The organism is Alcaligenes sp. Me129, from assembly GCF_050487245.1.
Classification (GTDB): Bacteria; Pseudomonadota; Gammaproteobacteria; order Burkholderiales; family Burkholderiaceae_B; genus Alcaligenes; species Alcaligenes phenolicus.
On the sequence record NZ_JBKQGX010000004.1, the window covers coordinates 218,986 to 241,195 of the forward strand.

The window sequence follows — 22,210 nt, forward strand, 5'->3', positions numbered from 1 at the left end:
CAATGAGGATCTTCAAGCAGTTGTTACCAGCCTGGCTTGTATATGCGGTCTCGGCAGTGGCAATTGCAGCCGCCCTTGTCACTGCAACACAAGTGGCTGATGCTATTCGCAACTCGCCAAATGCGAGCCCATGGCTTAAGGCAAATGCAGATGCCGTTGGCCGCTTGGCCATGTTTGAGTCCAGCGGCCAGCTTGATATCTACAATGGGTCCTGCTGCACTGGAATCCTGCAGATGAATAAGAAAAACATCCGAAAATATGCAGAAACATCGCCGGAGGACTTCAAAACCTGGGATCTGCAAAGTCAAGTTGATGCCTGGTCCAAGCTCACCACTGAAGCTATGCAAGCACGGGCACCAAAGACTCTTGCAGGGCTGGGAACCTTCGATGGCCGGGAAGTCGATGGTGATATGGTTCTAGCGTGCGTGCAACTCGGGATCGGAAACTGCCAGAAAATGATCAACTCAGGCAGTTGCAACGGCTTTGCTGATATCAATGGGACAACCATTTGCAAAATGGCTGACCGAATACGTAATGGCCCGCCTACGGGCAATAACGGCGATCCAGTTGACGACATCATTCGACCAAACCCTGATCAAGGTGGCACCTACCGGCCCCCCGTCGATCCGTGTATCCGTGAAGGTGAAGGCTGTCTGCCTTTAACCGAAAGCCTGGAGCAAGGATTTGCCTCTGGATCCGGCGTCAGCATGGGCAATTTAAGAGCCATCATTTTTGCGACATCAACTGCTTTTGTTATCCTTATCTTGATGTCGTTTATTACGACGCTTTTTCGTAACTACTCAACTGGTTCAATCGAAAAGGTTGAGCTTGTAAGTGGCGTACAGAAAACCATCATGATCGGAATGTCATTCATTGTTGTGATGTCGTTGTTCTAACTCAAGAAAAAAGGTTAGCCAGGCCGCTGATGCCTGGCCAACACCCACGTTAGAAAGGCCACCTCTCAGTTTCGCCGGTTGAGAGATAATAAAGAGGAACGCATGAGAAAAGAATTTAACTCCATCACCGAAATACAAAATGAAATTGCCCGACTACAACGTGATGCCGATAAACTGAAACAGAAAACAAGATCTAAAGTAATCAGCGATATTCTTCGCTCGATGAAGGAGCACGACCTGACGCCTGAAGATATTGCCCAGGCGTTTCACAAAAGCCCGTTAAAGACGAAAGCAGTATCGAAAATCAGGTATCAGCACCCAGATGGTCATACGTGGACTGGTAGAGGACGCACGCCGACATGGATCAAGCAAATTGAATCGGAAGGCCGTTCCCGTGAAGACTTTGCTGTTAGCAATAATTGAACTCAAACTACGGAGGCTGGCAACATGCTCAGCTCAAACCCACAAATAGCAGAAATCCAAGCTCTGGATGGACGCATCGCTTCAACGCTGTCCCCTATGGAGACGGCTGTACTGAACTTCTACCACGCCCGAGGCCGAAAGTACGGTGTATCCGTGACTGTCACCAATCGAGCCGCCCCGATAAAGGTGGCTAAGGATAATTTGGAAATAAGCTGACTAGAAATTCCTCGGGATCAAGCAGATGCTTACCTCGGGCATCACTGGGTAGGAAGCACAGAATTTTAAATTTGGAAAGTCAGTTTTTTGGCTCCGAAGGGAGTTGGCCATAAAAGTGGTTCATTTAAGTAGCCAAAAACCGCCTGGCTCAATAGGATCGGGAAGCAGTATTTTTGGCTACCCTTCCCCAGGGTGGACAAAATGGGTATACCCAAAATGACCAGTCAAAAAGGTGACGGCGTGAATAGGCAGAGAAGTATTACGGTGTTTATGGCATTGCTCTGTTTTGGCGGTGGCGTTGCCAACGCAGTATCGGCCATCCATCTTTTTATGGCTCGCACGGACTTCCAACAATTTCTATGGCATGCAGCAACCGCAGTGCTAGCTTTTGGCTTTGCGATTGTTGCTCTGCTTACTAGGCGAAATATAAATAATGAGTCCAAGTGAACACCACGAGGCACCGGGCGCTGCCCTCAAGGTGGCACGCATCTACATGCGCGTGAGCACGGAGGACCAAGACCTAAACCGGCAAGATGCCATCGTAGAGAGCACGAAAGCAGCCGGCTTTTACATCGCCGGCATTTACCGCGAGAAAGCCAGCGGCGCACGGGCCGATCGCGCCGAGCTACTGCGCCTGATTGCCGACCTGCAACCTGGTGAAGTCGTGGTTGCGGAAAAGATCGACCGAATCAGCCGCTTGCCGCTAGTAGAGGCCGAGCGCCTGGTAGCCTCGATCAGGGCCAAAGGCGCCAGGCTGGCAGTGCCCGGTGTTGTGGATTTGACGGAGCTGGCCGCCGAGGCGAAAGGCGTGGCCAAGGTTGTTTTGGAATCCGTCCAGGACATGCTTTTGAAGCTGGCGTTGCAGATTGCTCGCGACGACTATGAAGATCGGCGCGAGCGGCAGCGACAAGGCGTGGAGCTGGCCAAGGATGCTGGGCGCTATGCTGGCCGCAAAGCTGACACCCAAATGCACGATCGGATTGTTGCGCTGCGGTCTGCAGGCCACAGCATTGCTGGTACGGCCAGATTGGCCGGATGCAGCGCAAGCCAGGTCAAGAGAGTTTGGGCGCTTCATCAACCATTGACGCGGTGTGCCAGGCCGTAGTTATCCATGCTCAAAATGGGGACAGTTCAAGATCCATTTCTGCCCCTCTTTAGCCAAAACCAGAAAAGCAAAGGTCTGCATGGAGGAGACATTATCCCCTCCCGATCTAATTGTCGAAATGCTGCTGTCCGTACCAGTACATCCTCGCGTCCTACTCAGCCCTCGACCTTGAGCAACTCGATGATCTGGTCAACGCCAAAGTCTCGACCAAAGCCTAGAGTTGCCCGGATCGGTTTGAACGCTTTGCTCATGCGGGCATAGCGAGCAGCGGTAGGACTGTGCGAGTTGAAGTCCCGGCCCTTAAAACGGGAAAAGCGATCCATTTTTTCGACGAGAAATTGGGCAATGCTCATTAAAGAGATCTCGTTATTGCCGTCGAAACCCGCAAACTGGGGCAGGAAACCATAATGCGCCTCCTTCAGGCGCTCAGTTTCCTCTGGCGTAAGCTTCTTAACGGCGGCTTCAATGAAGTCCCACATATCAAGGATATCGACTACCAGAGCCACGTCTGCGGGTCGATCCGTGTGTGTATGGAACAACCCCTGCATTTCCCACGTTGGTGCCCAGTAGTGTCCCCCATAGATGGTCTCAGCGATAAAATCGGCGTCGGTTTCGGAGTCCTTGATCTTCAGATGCTTCATAATGTCCCGCAGCATCATGAAGTTCAATTTGTCCCCATCCGTGAGGTGAATGCTCTTACCCGTCATCGTGCTGAGTCCGATGTCCACGAGCTGACGGATAGCATCGGAGCGAGAACTGGCTTGGCCTGTTTCGTCCACCCAGGTGTCGATGCGTTCGACGAGTTCTTCATCTAGTCGTATTTCAAGTCGTTCAGTTTTTCCCACGGCAAATCTCCAGTTACCCGGCAAAATGCCGGTATTGCGTACAAATGTACGGGATCGCTGTGAGGTTTGTCAATCTTAGTTCAACAACACAATTGAACTCGCCTCCAAGGCAGTCACTCTGTGGAAGTGACATTTACCTTGCATCCTGCTAAATTGCTGTTTATTTATACAGTATTTAGGCGTGAACAGTATGCTACCTATCCCTCTTTCACAGTTACCGATACACGTCTGGGCTACACCAACAACAGTTCAGTGTGGGTTTCCCAGTCCTGCCGAAGATCATGCACAGAAGCGCCTGGATTTGAATGAGCTGCTTGTTCAACAAGCCGACGCTACTTTTTTCATGCGTGTCCGCGGACCTTCGATGCGAGATGCCGGAATAGATGAAGGCGATTATGTTGTAATCGATCGCTCTATAGAGGCAAAACACGGTCATATTGTGCTCGCGGTTATTGATGGTGAGTTCACAATCAAGCGTCTATTTCGTCGAGCAGGTCGAGTAAAGCTGCAAGCAGCGAACCCGACATTTACTGATATCGAGTTCCGTGACGGTCAAGAGCTAGCAGTCTGGGGAGTTGTCACATGGACACTAAAAGGCCATCTACACGCATAGCCCTCATCGATGGAAACTCGTTTTATTGCTCTTGTGAGCGTGCAATGCGTCCAGCGTATGAAGGGCGGCCACTTGTAGTGCTTTCAAACAACGACGGTTGCGCCATCGCTAGGACCCAAGAAGCTAAAAATCTTGGTATCGCGATGGGTGCTCCTTGGTTTCAAATCAAACACCTTGCTGACACCCATGGATTAGTCGCCCTCTCCGCCAATTTCAACTTATACGGTGATCTCAGCAATCGAATGATGAACGTCATCGGACAGTTCTCGCCACGCCAGGAGATCTATTCGATTGATGAGTCGTTTCTTGATCTGACGGGCGTCTCCGGTACTGGACGGGAGATCGGCAGTGAGATCCGTCAACGCGTGCGCCAATGGGTTGGAATTCCTACTTGTGTCGGTATAGGACCCACAAAGACTTTGGCCAAATTAGCAAATCACCTCGCCAAAAAGCTGCCGCGGTTGGAGGGAGTCTGCGATTTGTCCGGCTTGGCCACTGCTGAGCTGATGTGTGCAATCCGCCATGTAGCCATTGAAGATGTTTGGGGAGTAGGTAGAAAGCTGGCCCCCAAGCTGCAAGCGTTGCATATCAATACCGCAGCCGATCTAGCCCAAGCTGACTGGCGTGTTTTGCGTGACAGGTTCTCTATCGTCCTAGCCAAGACAGCGCGTGAGTTGGCAGGGGAGCAATGCATGGAATGGGAGGACATGCCAGCTGAGAAGCAGCAAATCATGTGCTCAAGATCCTTTGGACGCCCAGTACTAGCGCTGCAAGACCTGGAGCAGGCGGTCAGCACATTCACGAGCCGCGCAGCTGAGAAGCTGCGGGCTCAAGATGGCGTGACGACGTCAATTCTTGTGTTTATTCGCACCAGCTATTTTCGGGATGATCCACAGTACTCCGGCGGGACGGTGGTACGTCTATTGAGACCTATAGATGACACAGCAAGCCTAGTGCAAGCTGCGCTGCAAGGGCTGCATAAAATCTATCGCGAAGGCTTCAAATACGCAAAAGCCGGGATTTGTCTATTGGACCTTTCCTCGCAGCAACAAGCGTGCGCACAGGGCAGCTTGTTTTCCTCCTCCTTAGTGCCGAATACATCCGATAAGCCTGCTCTGATGTCAGTGTTGGATGGCATCAATCAACGGTACGGTCGCAGCACGATTTCAGCGGCTAGCTCGTTTGCACCAGTTGATGCTGTGTGGAAGATGAAGCAAGAACGCATGACACCGGCGTACACAACAGATTGGGGCCAGATAATTGACGTCTGGAAATAGCTGACAGGCCGGTGCTTGTGCTTCGATCACCACCTGTATTCTCTGGGGATTTATATTATCGATCGCCCAAAAAATAACCGGTGCCAAGCCTCTCATGGAAAACACGGAGGGCTAGAAACCATATATGGGGCAATAGGCTTGCATGCTTTGTTCGTCATAGTATCCCATCCTTTCGCGCACGAAAAAGACACGGCACAACAGCAAGTGCAAAGGAAGACTTCCGCTTTCGACCCAAAGCGGAAGTTGGCTAGTGGGAGACGCAGATGTTCAGGAACGCTCAGGCTAACTAGCTCTGGTGCCGAAATCTGAGGGCTCCGACACTGACCTTGAGAATGCCAAAGGCATAGGCCGTGTCCGCGTCAGCGTTGAGCCGACAGTTAGTCCAAGGATAAAAAGAGCCTAGCCCTCTTTGTTTTGAAGGCTACCTATGGCCGGTGCGTAACTAACATTGACTCCATCACCTAGAGCCATATGAAAGAAGCCTGCTCTCTGCTCATGATCAACTAGATCAATATTGGAGATGTGATGCATTTCAGGCCGCACAGTATCTGAGTATAAAGATAGGCCTAGCTCGTCCGTGTTGATTTCTACAACTAGTGCTGAGAAGTCGTACTCGTAGCATTGCGCTAAAACCTTAAGTTCCCGGGATGGAAATTTTTTCTTGTAAATCTTGTTGTACTTCGGTTGGAAATACCTGATGAGCGCTGCTTCTGCTAGGGATATCTGCTGGCCCTTCTTGAGAGGGTTATCAATGATGCTGATAAATCGCTTTTTGTCCCGCTCGTCTCGAATTGCCTCCTTGGCCCTGCCATCCATGTTGCTAATAACGCGGTAATGTTCGTATTCAATCATTAAGACCATGATCTCGCAGTCAGGTGCGTCATAGCTCGCTTCCGCTAAGATTTTCTGAAGAGTTGCATGGCTTCGCAGTCGATCCATAGCAGTTCTATTCCCGCCACCAAAAGCTTGACCTACATAAAGTACTTTTAATTTTCTAAAGGGGTGATCGGGTTCTTGATGATAGTGTTTGAAGCTGACTACGTTGGCTGGCAGGTGTCGAACGCATTCACCTTTGTGATTAAAAGTCTGAACTTCTCTGTGCGGATAGCTGGAGAGCCTTAACTCGATGGCATCGTCGAGCAGAGCAAATTCTTGCTCAAAAGGAGTCTTGTACTCAACTCCTTCGATTCTGTGAATTAAATTGCCAGTTAACTTTCCTCCTTCGTAGGAGAAGGTGCTTTTTTCAAAACTCAGAGCGGGTCGCTCGCAGATTAGGTAAATGTGGCAGTTCTTCGAAACCTCAGCCTCGTCATCAGACATTACTCCGTCGGATGTGATTTGACTGGATGGAGTGAGTAGCCAACGCGACGTAAACAAATTGACAGCAAATTCGGACATGAACTTTCTTTTTGGCTTCTTCATTATTTAACGGTCCGAAGGGAAAGGGGTCAATAGTTATTCAGGATAGAAACCTGCCGAGCTATTGCTAATATAGCGGAAACGATTAGATCGCCTCAAAGGTCTTTAATGACATGGAGATTTCCAGATACCAGTCTCCTTATCAATCAATAATCATACGGATGGAGCGAGTGTCCGCTATCACGCACCTCCTTGAACTTCCGCTGCTAGTCGATTGTAGCCAAAGCTCGGGAGCTGAAACCGACCCTACGCGGAAGTAGTTGGTTTGAAGAAGCAGACGTTTAGGAACAACCAAGTTCAGCTGCGCCTTGGCGTTTCGGCTGAAAAGCCTTGTCAGTCAATAATCTGAGATGCGTCAGGGAGGGAAGCAAGGGTTATCCGTCAAACCATCTGAATTACCAACCCGGCCTGTTGGATCAGTGCATCAAGTAATTTCAATATCTTAGAAACATCGTAGCTGCCGCTTCGTAACAGATCGTCGGGCTGATCGTAGAAATGTTTTGAATAGGACTCTTTGAAATCTAACACGCCATGCCATGCGTCGATGTCCTTTTTGAAGTTGCTCCATGTGACCTGAGGGGCGGGATATTGATCCAAACCGAGGTCGAGATAGCATTCAATCGCGGCGGCTCGTCCATTGATATCAGAAACGCTAACACCCTCCGGCCCCCGGGTGGCGAACTCTCCAAATTCCTCAAGATTGGGTAAGAGCATCGCTCGCATGTTCGCAGGTAGCTTCAGCTTTTCGAGCTTGCGAAAAGCATCAACACCCTCCGCGTCGTTGTCGAAAACGAATAAGACCTTATTGAGAACCTCAATTCGCAAAAGCCCCTCTGCGAATTTGACGAGATTGCCGGTTCCCCAAAAATGATGGCGTTCATCGACATCCACGAAATGAAAAAAATCTGCCACCTCCGGTCGGAGGATGTCGAGCGATCGCCGAATGATGCGTGCGTCAGATGCGCCCTCGGTTGCGATCAGGATTTTTTGCTTTTGCCGTGCACACGGCTGGAATGCCTCACGTTGAACCCAACCGGCATGAACAATAGGGCCGAACACCCATGTGACTTCGACCTCAGCATTGGCTGCATTCAGAGCAAAGATCTGAAGCATTGACTCAGCACTCAGAATGCAAACTCTCGCAGAAAGGAAGCTAGTTTCGGACCAATAAGAACTAGAGTTTTCGGTCGTGGGGATTCGCTCAAATATGTCGATCTCAGCGGCAAACCGCCCCTGTGAAAGAGTGTCTCGTTCAGGTGCTTCCCACTCGACATAACCGCTTTTCAGATCGCTTATCGGATGGCGGCAAGCTAAACGGCAGAAGTCTTCAAACGTGAGATACTCGCCTTTTTGCTCTTCTAACTTGCCATAACTGTCAATTTCAACCGCTTCCGCGATCACCGCTTGATATTCGGCGCGTGCGGCTTCAAGGGTGAAGCCGAGTATATCAAGACGAGGCAAGATGCTAGAAAGCGTTCTAGCAAAAAGTTCCTCGGCTTCGTCAAGCTCCCCTTCCTCTTCTGGATGTTCTTCGTAATAACCATAATCTATCGAGTCCGTGTTGCGACGAAAGAGGTCCGCCTCCTGAAACAAGAAACCGTAATCCGTCCCCATGAAGTTCTTGGAGTACGATAGAGAAACGTTGCCAATGCAGAGTTCTATGGAAGTTCCCATTTAATATGCCTTCTCGATACGGTTTAAAACTCGCAACCCATTGTTTTTTTAAATTTAATTATCGGATGCTACCAAGCCACATCCAGTACTAGTTATTCCGCTAAACCCCTCAAGCATTCAAAAGTACTAATGGCATTATTCGGGTGCTTTAGGCGACTTGACCACCGTCCGCTTCTGGCCGATCACGGACATTATAAAGCGTCGTTCGGATTTTGTTACTTCTGCCGGATTCCCTTCCTGAATTCCCGATCTCCCGCCAAGAACGCTTCCAGCATATGCGGGACCAGCGTCGTAGCATCGACCGCCTCGCAATACGCCTGCACGTGCAGCGCAGCGTCACGGTCAAGATACGCTGAAAGGAAGAGCCAGACCGCCTACACCCCACTCAGCCACACCCCCGCCGTTGGCGAGGGCGCAGCACGCGTAGGCCCAGCCAACGATCCAGTCCGAAAGCGTCAGGGATCAACGCCGAATGGCTTTGATTTGGCACGAAGCACAAGGATTGCCAGTGCTCCTAATGGTGAAAGCCAAGCATCAAGAATATTTTTGGTCATTTCCAACATTTGCAGTGAATGCTAATGCGCTACGATGTAAAGATAACAATTTGAGAATAAGTTGGGGGGGCTACATGCATTTAGCACAGTTAACGATTTCAAACTTCAGAAAGCTACAAAAAGCAGTTCTGGAGTTCCAACCCGGCCTGAACGTCTTGGTTGGTGCAAATAACGTTGGAAAGACCGCTGTCGTCGACGCTCTCCGCGCACTACTAGCGGGACATGACGAACCCTATCCCCGCCTCGACGTTGACGACGTCCACCGGCGTCATGGAGGGACACCGGCGGGAGACATCACTTTTCAGTACGTCTTTCGTGGTCTTGACGACGACGATGAGGCTGACTTTCTTCCAGCGCTAAAAATCGACGCCGCAGGCAAGGCCGAGGCACACATCTCCATTCGGTACGCGGAGGCTGATAAGGTCGGTCGGCTACGCGCCAAACGCTGGTGTGGGGATCATGAAGATGTGGGTCTGACCACAGACATGATGGAAAATCTGCGCGGGGTGTACTTGCCACCGCTGCGCGATGCATCCCAAGGTCTGAAACCCAGTCGCAGCAGCCAACTCGCCCGACTGTTCCATCTGCTATCCGACGACACCGGACGCAACGACATCAACGAAGCACTGAAGAAGCTCGATGAAGAGCTGAAAAAGCATACGCCGATAATCAACACCCATACTGCAATTAAGGGGCGACACGACACCATGCTCGGCCCCCAACTTGCTCAACTTCTGGAATTGGGGTTGAGCGGAAGCGATTTCCAACGATTGGCCTCTCGCCTTTCACTGTTGGTTGATGCCTTCGAAATCGAACAAAACGGCCTTGGCTTCAACAATCTGATTTTCATGGCGGTTGTGCTGAGCGAACTTGCAAAGAACCCGGAATCAAGCTATCGAGGCCTCATCGTCGAGGAACCCGAAGCCCATTTGCATCCCCAACTTCAAGCCGTCCTGCTGAGCTATTTGGAGACGCTGAAGGCCACCGATGGCGAGAAGCCGGTTCAGCTCTTCGTTACGAGTCATTCGCCTAATTTCGCGAGTATCGCTAATATCAGCAGCCTGACCTGCCTAGTGGACACCGGTGAAGCAGTTGAAACTTTCTTCCCCCGCGACATAGCTTTTGAGAAAGGAAAGCGAGAAAAACTGGAGCGCTACCTTGACGTGACACGCGCGGAGATTTTCTTTGCCCGCAGAGTCATTTTTGTTGAAGGCGCCGCCGAACTGATGTTGGTCAGCGTACTGGCCGAAAAATCTGGGTACAAACTGCGCGAGCATGGCGTCAGCCTGATTAGCGTTGAGGGCCTGAACTTCGATTCCTTTCTTCCGCTGTTTGGTGAACAGGCATTAAAGATCCCCGTTTCCGTTATCACCGATGCAGACCCTATGGATACGCCCGCTGACGGAGACGAGCCGCAAGCGCTATATCCGGGCCTCGGCGCGGTTGTCAACGTATCCGACAACACGGCCAAGATGAAGGCAAACGAAGATGCCCTCGTGAAGGTTTTCCATGGCGTGAAGACCTTGGAGTACGACCTGGCGCTGCATGAAGCCAATCGCTCTGCCATGCTGAAGGCGCTCAAGGAGCTTCATCCACAGATCGGAAAGACCGTTGAGGCTTCTGTCAATGCGGCAAGCGGCGATGCCGAAAAGGCGCGTATCTTGTTTAGCGGCATGTTTGAACGCAAGCAGAACAATGTCCAGAAAGGCCGATTCGGCCAAGCCCTGGCGCAAGTGTTGGCCGACGGCGGGACGTGTGTCGTACCCGAGTACATACAGAACGCCATCAAGCATGCTTGCCAAAAGGCACCCGCACACCCATGACAAAACCTTCCCCTGAGCAGTCAGCGATCATCAACGCACCACTGGCCCCCATGTCGGTTATCGCGTGTGCTGGAAGCGGAAAGACACATACGGCTGTACGTCGGCTGGCGGAGATGCGCCGGCTGCTTGGTAGCCATCGTGGCCGAGTGGCGCTGCTGTCCTTCTCCAATATCGCTGTGGACACGTTCCGACAGAGCTATCAGTCTTTGGCCCTTGAAGTGTCGGTCGGTCCTGGCGGCCACCGCGTTGACATTGATACGCTGGACGGTTTCATCACACGCCATGTGCTTCATCCTCATGCCTACCGGACCATGCAGGCAACACAAGCGGCCTTTCTTGCCACCGGAGGCGAGTCGTTCCTGAGCGGTTTCACTTTCAAGCCAGGAAACTACCCTGTGGGCATCACATCCATGCAGGTCGGGTGGCGTGACTCCGGCATCTACTTCTACTACGCGAATAACGACCAAGTGGTGGAACTGAACCACGACTACGCCTCTGCGATCGTCCATCGGCTGGGGAAGGCGGGTGCCTATACTCACAATCTTGGTCGTTACTGGTGTTATCGCACACTTAAGGAACAGCCGGTTATTCTCCGCGCATTGGCGCGCCGGTATCCGCATATCCTGATTGACGAAGCGCAGGACATTGGCACACTCCATCAGGCCATTCTTGAACAACTCATCAATGCAGGCGTGCAGGTATCGCTCATCGGAGATCCCAACCAAGGCATCTACGAATTTGCAGGAGCCAATGGAAGTTTTTTGTCGCAATACGGGGCGCGTACTGGCGTCACTGGGTTGAAATTGACCCGCAATTATCGGTCCGTACCGCCGATTCTCGAACTGGCGAATAAGCTGTCAGCCCGTAGCGACGATCCAGATCGCATCGCCCCGGCAACTGAACATGGCGCGTTCTTCATCCCCTATAAGACGGCTGACCGCGACAACCTGATACACGCATTCCAAGCCACCGTCATCGCGGCGGGGCTGATGGCCGAACGTTCCGCCGTGCTTTGTCGTGGCCGTGACCTTGCCAATAAGTTGGCCGGTAACGATTCTCCCGCAGGACAGGGAACTGTGAAAGGCTTTGTCCAGGCCGCCATCGCCCGTGACAAGAAGCAGGACTACGTCGAGGCCTTCAAAGGCGTCGCCGTTTGCATTGCTGGTCTTCTCGTCGATTTGCCCAAGGGGTGGGTGGCTACCGTCACACAGCCCGCGCGCTATCCCGAAGCCCAACCGTTGCGCCGTCTCATTTGGCGTTTCACGCGAAACTCGGACGCGGGACTACCTTCTGCTTCCTTGCAGGCGCACACCGAATGGCATCCACTGTTGCTCACCAGGGTAAAGGCATTGCTGGCTACGTTGGAGAAGGACCATGGCTTGAAGCCTGTTGACAACATAGGCAGGAAACTCGCCAAGACGAAATTGCCCAATGCGCCTCTTGCCGCTGCCGCGGACCTGGCGGCATCCAATGCCGCCAGAATCCGTGTGGATACAGTTCATCAGGCGAAAGGCGAGAGCCTGGACGCTGTTCTCTACATCGCAACCAAAGAACATGTCACGGCCATGCTAGACGGAGTGGCCTCAGAGGTCGGACGCATAGGATACGTCGCGGTGACACGCGCCAGGGATCTCTTGTGGCTGGGCGTTCCGGCCAATTCGCTATCTGAACTACGGCCTAAATTGGTTGCGAGCGGCTTTCAAGAGATTCGCATGCCCACTGTTCTCACCACCTAATTTTACGTTCTCATTGGTTCTGAGCCGTGTCATGATCCACTGTAGAGACTTTGTTATTTTTGAGCGAAAGCGGCTCCGCGCGATTCGAGCAGACGCCGCGTGTTCTCCAACTCTTTTTGTAGCAACTCGGCATCCGGCAGCACGGTGCGATAGTTTACTGCCATCACCTTGGTCGGCAAGCCGTCCAACGCATCTCGCACCAAAGCATGGCCCTTGTCAGCGCACAGGATCCGGCCAGCTGGCGGGTTCTCGTCCGGGTAGGTCCCATGATCCTAAGCATGCAGTACATATGCATCTGCCCCATATCGGCATGAGTCAGACTGCTCAGCTTCAGGTCGATGATGACCAGACAGCTCAGCTTGCTATGGAAGGACAGCAGATCCACCCGGTACCAAGTCTGGTCGATATGCAACCGAAGTTGCCGCCCGACGAAGGTGAAGCCTTGGCGTAGTCCAGAGAAATGCGGCACTGGAGTCATCGTGCCCCCCCCAAAGGTTGGATCAATGTCCAACCTTTGGGGTACAGTTCATATTGAGGGGCAAAGTGTAAGGAAAAGTATGCTACGCGTTGGCCAACAACTGCTTAGCCAACTGCACTTCAATGCTGTCACCGGCATCATTCAGAACATCCAAACCACAATCAGGCATATCCCCTGACGTTGACTGTGTAACAGCGATCTTCTTGGCCATCAGCCTTAAACACTCCACTTGACTGGAACCTGAGTAGCCCAAGAACACGACCTTGACTGGATGCTTCTGGCCAATCCGCCATGACCGTCTGGCCGCCTGCATTAGCGTGTAGACGTTAAAACCAGACTGCATGAACACAATCGTAGGAAACTCCAGCAGATCCAGGCCAGTCTTGACCAGCTCTGGATTGGTGACAAGAACGTCAATACCCCGCTCCACCTGGTCAGCAACCCAGTCTTCGCGTTGAGCCGCATCGACTGAAGCACGCAACACAGCAACTTTGAAGCCGTTCATCTCAAGGTGGCTTTTGAGCCGAGCGGTGGTGTCACGTGTTCCCGAGTAAATCGAGTACACCAACACCTTCCTTCCCTGAGTCTTCTCCTGTTTGCAGAGGTCCAAGAGCTGTTGCTCTTTGGGGGTAAGTTCAGACTCCTGAAAAACAGGGCCCTGCGAAAACAAGACTGCCTTACTTCGAGGGTGCCGGACGGTTTCTGGGCGAAAGCAGCACTCTGGCCAAGCCAGTAGCGTATTCATCACAACCCCAAGCAAGCTATTGTCCTTTTGGGCCAACGCCTTCTTGAGCTCGTACACCAGGTGCTTTGCCATGCGCTGATAGGCCTCATCCTGCGCCTGGCTCATTGGTACGTTGATGAAGTGTTCGTCATAGTCAGGCAAGACGTTCTGGCCAATGTCGCGCAACTTCAAGAAAACGGTGATCGGCACTACATACCGCATAATGCCAACCGGACCAAAGCCAGGAGCTTTACTGGTCCGTACCGTCATCTGCTTACCTTTAGCGGTACGGTGCGATGGACCAGTGCTTTCCTTGTACACGTCTTTGAGCACGCCATGCTCACGCATAAACGCCATAGCTGCGCTTCCCATTGACCCATTACGAGCAGGTTTGAAGCCGTCTTGAATCATCTGTGTCGGATTTATTCTCCACAAAAGATGAAATAAGTCATCGGCATAGCCCCCCATCAGTGTCCCAGTGAGCAGCAGTGTTTTTTGGCATTGGCTGGCCAGCACGCCCATGGCCTGGCCTTGGGCTGAGCCCTCATTTTTGTATTCATGGCCTTCATCTACAACCAAAAGACCGAAATATCCACGAGGCAAGTAGCGTTTGATGAACTCAGTGGCTTGATAGCCCCCCTCCCCTATACTGAACTCAAAGGACGCGAGGGATCGCTCCATACGCATGGCCTGCCGATCGGAGAAAACAAGCTCACCAGATTCATCCATGAGGTTGAGAAACTCATAGACGTTATCGTCGAGCATTCCCCCAAGCAGATCCTCTCCAAAGATCGAGAGCAATTTGCGAGCGGTTTTATCTCCGATCGTCGGCATTTGCTTCAAGGCACCCAACACCAGATCGTGCATGGAGTCGATACGCTTACCTGCACGAATCAACGTCCAAAGCGTGCTATCGCAGTGGCTGCATTTGCAGCGTCTGTCAGCAAGCATGAGTGCGGCCGCCTCAGCGGAGAGCGGCATCATTTCACCATCCGCATTCTCACGTTCGATGGGTTCCATGCAATCAGGGCAGCAAGCAAACCTAAACCGTTGACCATCTTGCAATACCTGGCGAGTCAAAAATGCCGGTTTCCAGTGAAACCCCATGCGCATACGCACACGCCCAAGCACAAAGAACTCTGGCTTGCTGGTTTTCAAACCCAGGGCATTTCGTAGCGCCAACAGTTTGCGTAGCGTATCTGGCCCATTCAGAATCCAAACCTTAGCACCAGGGACGGTGGCCAGGATCTCACGTCGCCACTTGTAGACTAGATGAGGCGGCGAAACGATCAGGGTACGTGGATGCGTACTCTGCATCAAAGTCGCAACACATATGGCCATCATGGTTTTGCCCGTGCCCATATCCGCATTGAGTACCGCTGCCGGTTCATTGTGATCCAACAACAGCTTCACAACGGCGTGTACAGCATGGGCCTGGGCTTCAAATGGCTTACGGGTCAGATTTTCCAGAACGTGTTGCCGCGCACACCAAACGGGAGTTTGAGTGTCCAGGTCCGGATCGTAAATAGGCGGGTTCTGGCGACGGACTTGCTCCAACAAGCCCTCACCAAACTGATCAATAAAATTGGCCAGAGGCATATGCAGATCATCGGCATCTTGCTCTGGGGTATCTAGCTGGGGATGTATAGCGCCCATACTGGCTCTCCACAAAAGAAATACGGGGAGCCAGCGGGGCTGCTCCCCGCATGGGTTAGAAGAAAATGTAGAAAAGGCTGGATCCGAAAATCAGCCAATCAGCTTAGAAAAACTACAACTGCAAACGTAGGCGCCCTACCCTGACCCCATCAGAGATGAAATCAAGAAAATGCTCACTTAGGCTCACCCGAACTGCCTTGACAGGGCCAAGCGTGGGATATAGATCGCTGCCCATTATCTGCACAGCTTGCTTATCGCGGCACCACGCCAGCACTTCTACACGCCAATGGTCTAAAAGAGCCACCGGCGACAAGCTTTTAATCAGTTGCCAGGCACGATCATCGAGATCATGCTCCTGAGACTCTTTAAGGCTGGCCAGGTCGCTCATTGCTGAGTAGTGAAGAGCCCAACCGATTCGATTGGCACGGTCTGGCTCCTGTAGATTCTTGTCAAATACCCACAGTTGCCCCAGAGGCCCAAACAGGTTTTGTTTAGGCAATCTGCCGGTGTGTTTGCCTAAGCGATCCACACCGCCGACCTCCACCAAGTGGCGCTGGCCATCATCGCCGAGCAAGTGAAAGCGTTGTATACCGCCTTCCTTATTGCCCAACTGCATCGCAGCCATGAATTGCATCAGCGATCCATCACGTCCATACAGTGAAACGAACAAAAAGCGACCGTCCGACTCTCGGATGCAGGCATCTGCCCAGACTTCAGGAAACTCCTCTACTTGGTACATCACCGAGCTCCATAGTTATGCGACTGGCCCCTTCCTCGCAAAATGGAGGAAGAGGCCAGGCCGCGTCGTTTAGAGAGATGGTCAAGCCGAGCGCACGGCAAATGAGCCGTCAGCTTGATGGGTGATGTCTCGATTCCCCACGTTGTTCCAGGAGTCGCGTTGGACCTCAGTAAACATATTTGCTGGCACAGTGATTTTGAGCCGGTGCAACACCGCTTTAAAATGCTCCAGGCTCAAACCAAATGGGTTGGACTCATAAAGATTGCTATACAGATACTGATCATCGAACCCGGTCACATCCGGATCCACAAAATCCACCTGCTTTTCGATGACCAAAAAATAATGCCCCAAAGCCCTATCCCAACCTAACAGCACGGTAACGGGATGATCTTTATAGGTGGTTTCAAAGTAATGACGACTCATGACAAACTCCAGAAAATGAGTCGCAACGCCCCATAAGGGCCGCAGCGACCCCATGGGTACAGGTTAAAAACGCCCAAATGCGGGCTAAACAAACAAGAAATGACGCAAGTTACAGGTCGCCGTGCTCAGCGAACGAATAGCTAGTTGTGTCGGCTGAAGGCCCGACGATCAAATGGTCCAGAACCCTTACATCGATCAGCTCCAATGCTTTTTTCAGCCGCTCAGTAAGTTGGCGGTCTACCTGGCTAGGCTCTAACTTTCCGCTTGGATGGTTATGAGCCAAAATGACCGCGCCAGCATTGTTTTTGATCACCTCTTTAACGACCTCACGAGGATAGACAACCGTTTGATTCAGGGTGCCTTGGAACAATTCCCGATACTGGATCAGGCGAAGCTGGTTGTCTAAAAAGAAGACAGCAAAAACCTCGTGTTCTAGGCCAGCCAAACGAGCGACGGCATAGCGTTCCGCAATGCTCGGCGTTGACATGGGAGTTCCCGAAGGCACTAAAGACACAATCGCCTCACGTGCGGCCTCCAATATCTGGCCTGGAGTCGCCAACACGTAGTGCCCATGCGCATCAGCAACATGCAGTTGCGCGGGTTCAAGCGCTGCCTGAGCGAATACAGGCGGCTCAATGGGTAAAATCGACTGAGTGAAAGAAGACATGGGGTATCTCCAAAAAGCTGGAGACATCCGGCCCCTTGAGGACGGATGTCCCCAAGGGATAAGACGAGGCTGCTGACATGCCATGCATGACTGCAGCAGATAAGAAAAACTACCCAGGCAGTCAAAGACCACCTTGATGCGTTTACAGGGTTGAACGCACCTATAGAAACCCCTTTTGGCTTAATGAGAAGGTTTCCCCAAATGACCTGGACCAGGCCCCTTGAGGAACCCTTCTAATGAAGGGTGAATAGCGCCAACTATTGGCACCGAGGAATAAAGCATCAGCTGATTTTAACTATCTGACCAAGCCGATGATCGGCAGTAAATTCAATCGCATTGATCGTAGGCACAAACTTATCCAGCATCGTGATGGTCTCTGAGACATTCCCTTTCTCATCCACCTCCAGGTTCTGGATACGTTCTTTCTTCTTAAAGGTATCCCCCTTTATCAGAAAAATCCGGCCGTCTTTCGATTCAATGCAGCCAGTCACCTGGCCGGCCGCCAGCGCAAGCGCTAGGTGCCATTGAGTCATCGTACGAAGCGGTCTTCTGTGACTGGTCCGCACCTGAGAGAAATGAGCATCAAAGCCTTGCCACAATAGACTCGCCTTCCATGTATTGAGCTCGTCTTTCAATTGAGCGGCATCGATTCGCACAGCATGAAAGTCAAGCTCCGCATCAGCTGCTGGCACCTGGTAGGGTTCATCATCCCAGACCTCTGGCAATACTTGATCTACGAACTCTCCGGCCTGAGCCTGCGCAAGCCAGTCAAGAACGCTTTTACGTGGATGTGTGCTTCGGATTTTGGTCCCGAAAATGACACATTGTTTGAATTGCTGCTCAGGGGCCATAAAGAACCGTAAATTGTCGAAATTACGGGCCAAAAATGTCCGAATCTCAGCATCTAAGGCGTAGTACGGAATGATGTAGATAAGTACCCCACCCTCAACCAGGAATGATGCCGTTTTCTTTAAGAACGTACGCTCCAGACGTTCGGCTTTGTCAGAATCAGCGTTTGCCAGGTTCGCCGCATCACTGATCCCAAATCCGTAAGGAGGATTCAGAAACAGTAGGCCAATACTGCGCGCCTTAACCACGACGTCATGAATATCCGCGTGAATAACCCTATCTAAGAGGGTTTTCGCGTGCCAGGCGCGTTCTTTATCAAACTCAACACCCAGAGCTTCAATGCTTACTGAAGCGTCACCAGCACGCTCCTGTAGGCCAAAACGGATGTCAGCCAGCGCCGCACCTTCCCCACAACATGGGTCAAGCAATCGCATTGGTCTTGATGCTGGCATGAGAAAGTGTTGAATCCGCTGCAAAGTCTCGTCATCGGTCGGGTAGTACCCGGCTTTGACGAAGTTGCGAGCCAAGCGGGTGAACAAAAGCGCCATTTCACACCTCCTGACCATCAATGAGCGAGATCTCACGGCCAAACACCAGGCCTGCTGTTTCAGGTGAAGGCTCGCCATTCTGAGAAATCCACCAACTGGGTGGTTGAAGGGGGTAAACAAGCAGCCCAAGGTACGGACCTTGTGAGGCAAAGCAAACGATTCTGCATTCACCAATATTGTTGAACCTGACCATCACTGTTTCGCCCATGGCTGGAACAGGTTCTGGTCCGGTCCAGATCAGTCGATCGTCGGTACGGTTTCTGTCAGTTGTGTACAGCGGTAAGGTGAAATAACGGACAACGATCATGTGGGTCTCCGAAAAAAACACGACGAGAGACCCAGACGGATCGTCCCGCCGGGAAAGTGAAAGAGGAAAATGCAAACCCATCCTGATGGGTTTGCATGGGTTAGAGGATCAGTACTCCGATGGCAACGTCAGTGTGGTACTGGATCGATCCCATTCTGTAACGATCCAGATTAGGAGTTGGTCATTGACGCGATACGACGACATCAATCGCCCTCCACACGCTAGGGAGCGCTGGTTAAATCGCCAATCTTCGTGGCACAGATCCCCCCAATCACCAACAGCGTGACGAGCCAGGTACTCACAAGCGTTGATCGTGCCTTCTTGATCCAGCTTGGTAACACCTGGTGTAGCCACAACCACACCGAGTTCAAAGCGCGGCAGCACATTGGCAAGAGGCGAGAGATCGAAGGAATCTCTGCACACAGGTTGAGTCTGTTCAGTCATAGTCGGCCTCACTAAAAATGCGCAGGCCATACCCATGCGGGTCTGTGCCCGCAGGGGTGAAAATAGAAAGACAAAAGAAAAGCGAATGTCACCAGACCGATGAAAGACCTGGCATACATTCGCTAGTTAGGAGGAGCGCACTCCTCATCAAGGCACACCGAGGTGTGCGGAAACAATCGCGTGCTAAACGCTAGAGCATGAACATTTTCATGCCGCTTAAGATCAGACCGGCAAAACCAGCCAGCATCAAGCCAAGACGGATGGTCATATCCCGCTTGGTCACCTCAATGTCTTTTCTGGTCACTTCAATATCGTGCTTCAGTTCAGTGCGAAGCGCGGCAATGTCGTGTTCAACCTTGGCTGACCACTTCTCCAGCACTTGATCAAGTGTGAGTGCCATAGCACCCTCCATTGCGATGGCCACCTTTTCGGCAACCTCTTGCTTCATACCGGCATCGACCAGACCTTGCCGTAGCAGGAACAAGTCAGATGGACTCATTGGCATATAGTACCTCTTAAAAAATAAAGAGGGCTATTACCCTTGAGGGGCAAAGCCCTCAAGGGTGGATTAAATATTAAGCGGCTAACCGCAGTAGCACTTGCCATAGCGGCGCACCGAAATGCGCCTTTATGACGATGCCAATCAGACTGGCACAAGCAACAAGTAGCAAGATAAAACAGACGCGGGTGATCATCTCCCGCCTTCTCACCTCAATGTCATGCGTCAACTTAATGCGAAACATAGCAATGTCGTGCTGCAGCTCAGTGCGAAGCATGGCAATGTCGTGTTTAACACTGTTTTCGGCAGCCTCTTGCTTCATACCGGCATCGTCCAGACCTTGCCGTAGCAGGAACAAGTCAGATGGATGTAGTGACATACCGTACCTCTTTAAAAATAAAGAGGGCTATTACCCTTGAGGGTCAAAGCCCTCAAGGGTGGGTTAATACGTTAAGCGGCTACGACTGTAGCCCCGAATCGCAGCCAACGATGAACTTGCAGACGTTGTTTGAGATCGCCAGGTAGACGTTGAGCCAGATCCTGCCGAACGGAGCAACCTTGAACGAGGCGTACGAAGGAGCACACCTGTGCAGGTGCAAGCTCATGTCGAACCGCCAGGAACTGTTCAAAACCTTCATCACTCGCTTGAGAGAGCCAGTCATTGAAGATCGAGTGCAGATTCTTACGCTGAGCCACGGTGATAGGAAAAAAATGCAGTTGAGCCATGATCGTCCTCTAAGAAAAGGGGACGACCAAGCCCCCAGGGACACGGTGTCCCCATGGGATGAATAAGAAGCGCAGGAGAACCCCGCATGCATCGGTTAAAAGCAAATACCCAGGTAGCCAAAGCCACCTTGGTGCGTTTACAGGGTTGAACGCACCTGTTTGAAACCATCGTTGGTTTGCTTAGATGATTTCCCTTGAAGGCCGGGAATGATTGTCCTGGCTCGCAAGGGAACCCATCTAGGTTCCGGGCTTAAATAACAAATTAAAATTCATACCCCCTCACTCCCCTTGGCGAACCCAAGGTGTGCGTCACCGAAATGGAGGTCCTGGTGACAAAAGAAACGGCGCGCAAGGTACGTGGCTGGTTTTGCTATCACCAGCTCCGGCTTAGCGCAAAAGCTGCGGACGCATAAGGACGCCGCCTCCCAGATTCAACGATGCACCAATGCACTGTGCGGTCTGGCTCATGGTCTCGATAGCATCAAGAACATAAGTCAAACCGCCACCTTCGGGCGGTTTAGAAATGAGGGTTTACTGGGCAAACCAGATTTGTTGTTTCGCATCGAAACGGTAGCCATGACGTTGGCCAAGTTCAGCTGCTTGCCGTCGTAGCAACGCACGTTCTACAGTCGCATCAAGTTTGATGGGATCTCGGTTGGCAATGGCTCGGAGCATTTCTGCGTCAAGCAACCCATCGTGCCCTCCCTGCGTTGACTCTTGTGGTCCAGAACCCGAAGACCCTGACTGGGGCTTCCCACCCTTGTTAAAGTGGCTAAAGTCTTTTGCGGTAGATGGAGGAGGAACTGGCTTTTTAGGTGGTGCAACCCGTACAGGTCTTTGCTCGTCAATGGGGTCAGGCTCAGCTTGCTCATGAGCAGTCGATAATTCGGCCTGGCTCTCAACTTGTAAATCGTGCAAACGAGCGCGAATTTCTGTCACACCTTTGCCAAACGCGATGTATTGCGACAGATAGATTTCACTAATCCACACAGTTGCCAGGTACTCACCTTCCTCAAACTGATCCAGGAGGGGGTCTTTGACCTTGAACTCACCATAAGCAGTTGAGAGGTCTGCAACGCAGAACGCACCATTTCGACTTTGTCGAATCCGCTTTACGCGCAGCTGCGCTCCATCTATACGGATCATCGTGATCTCCTTCAGAAAGACAGGGAGACCACATCCAGCCGGAAGAGATCTCCCGGTGGGGTGTGAAATGAAAGTACCCGTTCAGCTTACGCCGGACGGGTACAGGGGGGCTTGAATGGTGGCCATCCAACTTGCGATCGGATAGTACTTTAGAGCACGTGAGGTTCCAGTTTGAACGTGCAATTCAACGGACGTACTCGTGTGAGATGTACCCCAACTCTATACAGAGCGTTCACGTTTCAGGGGTTGACGTGTCGTGCCCGAAGGCGACCAGGTTATTCAAGTGACACCTGAAAACACTCGCAAAACCGAAGCAGTTTAGTCGCTAATCATCACGACTTCAAGAAAAAAGCCAACTGAAATTAGTTGTCTGTTTTTACCATAGGCTCACTTAAACAATCCAGGATATGTAAACACTCAGCA

At 51.7% G+C, this 22,210-nt stretch carries 21 protein-coding genes and 2 pseudogenes; 8 read left to right on the forward strand and 15 right to left on the reverse strand.

All coding sequences use genetic code 11. From position 1 onward, the window contains the following. The first annotated feature begins 2 nt into the window (after window positions 1-2). From ACLPGZ_RS06470 to ACLPGZ_RS06485, 4 genes are all read left to right on the forward strand, one after another. Window positions 3-896, forward strand: a complete 894-nt coding sequence (locus ACLPGZ_RS06470; protein ID WP_221079540.1) for a hypothetical protein — start codon at window positions 3-5, stop codon at window positions 894-896. Between the two features lie 102 nt (window positions 897-998). Beyond that, window positions 999-1,319 carry an H-NS histone family protein gene (locus tag ACLPGZ_RS06475; protein WP_221079539.1) on the forward strand — a complete coding sequence of 107 codons (321 nt, stop codon included), beginning with the start codon at window positions 999-1,001 and terminating at the stop codon, window positions 1,317-1,319. 417 nt (window positions 1,320-1,736) lie between these two features. Then, on the forward strand, window positions 1,737-1,982 hold the full coding sequence (locus ACLPGZ_RS06480; RefSeq protein WP_123049374.1) for a hypothetical protein: 246 nt from the start codon (window positions 1,737-1,739) through the stop codon (window positions 1,980-1,982). Next, window positions 1,969-2,640 carry a recombinase family protein gene (locus tag ACLPGZ_RS06485; protein ID WP_429641081.1) on the forward strand — a complete coding sequence of 224 codons (672 nt, stop codon included), beginning with the start codon at window positions 1,969-1,971 and terminating at the stop codon, window positions 2,638-2,640. Before ACLPGZ_RS06480 ends, ACLPGZ_RS06485 begins: the two co-directional genes overlap by 14 nt. A gap of 155 nt (window positions 2,641-2,795) precedes the next feature. Here ACLPGZ_RS06485 and ACLPGZ_RS06490 read toward each other — a convergent pair whose 3' ends face one another. Then, window positions 2,796-3,485, reverse strand: coding sequence for a YfbU family protein (locus tag ACLPGZ_RS06490; RefSeq protein WP_123049375.1), 690 nt, complete (start codon window positions 3,483-3,485; stop codon window positions 2,796-2,798). 190 nt (window positions 3,486-3,675) lie between these two features. Here ACLPGZ_RS06490 and ACLPGZ_RS06495 point away from each other — a divergent pair, with 190 nt between their 5' ends. Both ACLPGZ_RS06495 and ACLPGZ_RS06500 read left to right on the forward strand, forming a co-directional pair. Next, window positions 3,676-4,098: a LexA family protein gene (locus ACLPGZ_RS06495; RefSeq protein ID WP_123049376.1), complete on the forward strand. Its 423-nt coding sequence runs from the start codon at window positions 3,676-3,678 to the stop codon at window positions 4,096-4,098. Beyond that, window positions 4,068-5,375, forward strand: a complete 1,308-nt coding sequence (locus tag ACLPGZ_RS06500; RefSeq protein ID WP_411762326.1) for a Y-family DNA polymerase — start codon at window positions 4,068-4,070, stop codon at window positions 5,373-5,375. Before ACLPGZ_RS06495 ends, ACLPGZ_RS06500 begins: the two co-directional genes overlap by 31 nt. A 399-nt stretch (window positions 5,376-5,774) precedes the next feature. Here ACLPGZ_RS06500 and ACLPGZ_RS06505 read toward each other — a convergent pair whose 3' ends face one another. From ACLPGZ_RS06505 to ACLPGZ_RS06515, 3 genes and pseudogenes are all read right to left on the reverse strand, one after another. Beyond that, entirely contained in the window at window positions 5,775-6,773 is a 999-nt protein-coding gene (locus ACLPGZ_RS06505) for a hypothetical protein (RefSeq protein ID WP_429641082.1), read from the reverse strand. Between the two features lie 402 nt (window positions 6,774-7,175). Continuing rightward, window positions 7,176-8,468 carry a HEPN/Toprim-associated domain-containing protein gene (locus tag ACLPGZ_RS06510; protein WP_429641083.1) on the reverse strand — a complete coding sequence of 431 codons (1,293 nt, stop codon included), beginning with the start codon at window positions 8,466-8,468 and terminating at the stop codon, window positions 7,176-7,178. A 215-nt stretch (window positions 8,469-8,683) separates the two neighbouring features. Beyond that, window positions 8,684-8,827: pseudogene (locus ACLPGZ_RS06515) on the reverse strand (DUF2274 domain-containing protein); the annotation flags it as partial. 113 nt (window positions 8,828-8,940) lie between these two features. On the opposite strand from ACLPGZ_RS06515, the gene ACLPGZ_RS06520 reads away from it, so the two are divergent. Then, window positions 8,941-10,845: an ATP-dependent nuclease gene (locus ACLPGZ_RS06520; protein WP_429641084.1), complete on the forward strand. Its 1,905-nt coding sequence runs from the start codon at window positions 8,941-8,943 to the stop codon at window positions 10,843-10,845. After that, window positions 10,842-12,581, forward strand: coding sequence for an ATP-dependent helicase (locus ACLPGZ_RS06525; RefSeq protein ID WP_123049383.1), 1,740 nt, complete (start codon window positions 10,842-10,844; stop codon window positions 12,579-12,581). The genes ACLPGZ_RS06520 and ACLPGZ_RS06525 overlap by 4 nt, the downstream gene beginning before the upstream one ends. Before the next feature lie 53 nt (window positions 12,582-12,634). Here the strand turns inward: ACLPGZ_RS06525 and ACLPGZ_RS06530 are convergent. The 11 genes and pseudogenes from ACLPGZ_RS06530 to ACLPGZ_RS06580 form a co-directional block, all read right to left on the reverse strand. Beyond that, a pseudogene (locus ACLPGZ_RS06530) lies at window positions 12,635-13,032 on the reverse strand (PDDEXK nuclease domain-containing protein); the annotation flags it as partial. Window positions 13,033-13,141: 109 nt separating this feature from the next. Further along, the gene (locus ACLPGZ_RS06535; protein ID WP_429641085.1) at window positions 13,142-15,439 is read right to left on the reverse strand and encodes an SNF2-related protein; all 2,298 of its coding nucleotides are present in this window, start codon (window positions 15,437-15,439) and stop codon (window positions 13,142-13,144) included. 112 nt (window positions 15,440-15,551) lie between these two features. Continuing rightward, complete coding sequence (locus ACLPGZ_RS06540; protein WP_125276791.1) at window positions 15,552-16,178, reverse strand: hypothetical protein; 627 nt, start codon at window positions 16,176-16,178, stop codon at window positions 15,552-15,554. A gap of 81 nt (window positions 16,179-16,259) precedes the next feature. Beyond that, entirely contained in the window at window positions 16,260-16,601 is a 342-nt protein-coding gene (locus ACLPGZ_RS06545) for a hypothetical protein (protein WP_264671678.1), read from the reverse strand. Between the two features lie 109 nt (window positions 16,602-16,710). Next, window positions 16,711-17,268: a RadC family protein gene (gene radC, locus ACLPGZ_RS06550; protein WP_429641086.1), complete on the reverse strand. Its 558-nt coding sequence runs from the start codon at window positions 17,266-17,268 to the stop codon at window positions 16,711-16,713. Window positions 17,269-17,549: 281 nt separating this feature from the next. Then, window positions 17,550-18,665 carry a DUF6094 domain-containing protein gene (locus ACLPGZ_RS06555; RefSeq protein WP_429641087.1) on the reverse strand — a complete coding sequence of 372 codons (1,116 nt, stop codon included), beginning with the start codon at window positions 18,663-18,665 and terminating at the stop codon, window positions 17,550-17,552. Between the two features lies 1 nt (window position 18,666). Continuing rightward, window positions 18,667-18,972 carry a hypothetical protein gene (locus ACLPGZ_RS06560; protein ID WP_226348707.1) on the reverse strand — a complete coding sequence of 102 codons (306 nt, stop codon included), beginning with the start codon at window positions 18,970-18,972 and terminating at the stop codon, window positions 18,667-18,669. Between the two features lie 634 nt (window positions 18,973-19,606). Then, window positions 19,607-19,915 (reverse strand): hypothetical protein, encoded by a 309-nt coding sequence (locus tag ACLPGZ_RS06565; RefSeq protein ID WP_021446568.1) that lies wholly within the window; start codon window positions 19,913-19,915, stop codon window positions 19,607-19,609. 76 nt (window positions 19,916-19,991) lie between these two features. Beyond that, complete coding sequence (locus ACLPGZ_RS06570) at window positions 19,992-20,294, reverse strand: hypothetical protein (protein WP_429641088.1); 303 nt, start codon at window positions 20,292-20,294, stop codon at window positions 19,992-19,994. Between the two features lie 71 nt (window positions 20,295-20,365). Continuing rightward, window positions 20,366-20,641: a hypothetical protein gene (locus ACLPGZ_RS06575; RefSeq protein ID WP_429641089.1), complete on the reverse strand. Its 276-nt coding sequence runs from the start codon at window positions 20,639-20,641 to the stop codon at window positions 20,366-20,368. 531 nt (window positions 20,642-21,172) lie between these two features. After that, window positions 21,173-21,787, reverse strand: a complete 615-nt coding sequence (locus ACLPGZ_RS06580; RefSeq protein ID WP_222667360.1) for a DUF3275 family protein — start codon at window positions 21,785-21,787, stop codon at window positions 21,173-21,175. Window positions 21,788-22,210 lie beyond the last annotated feature (423 nt).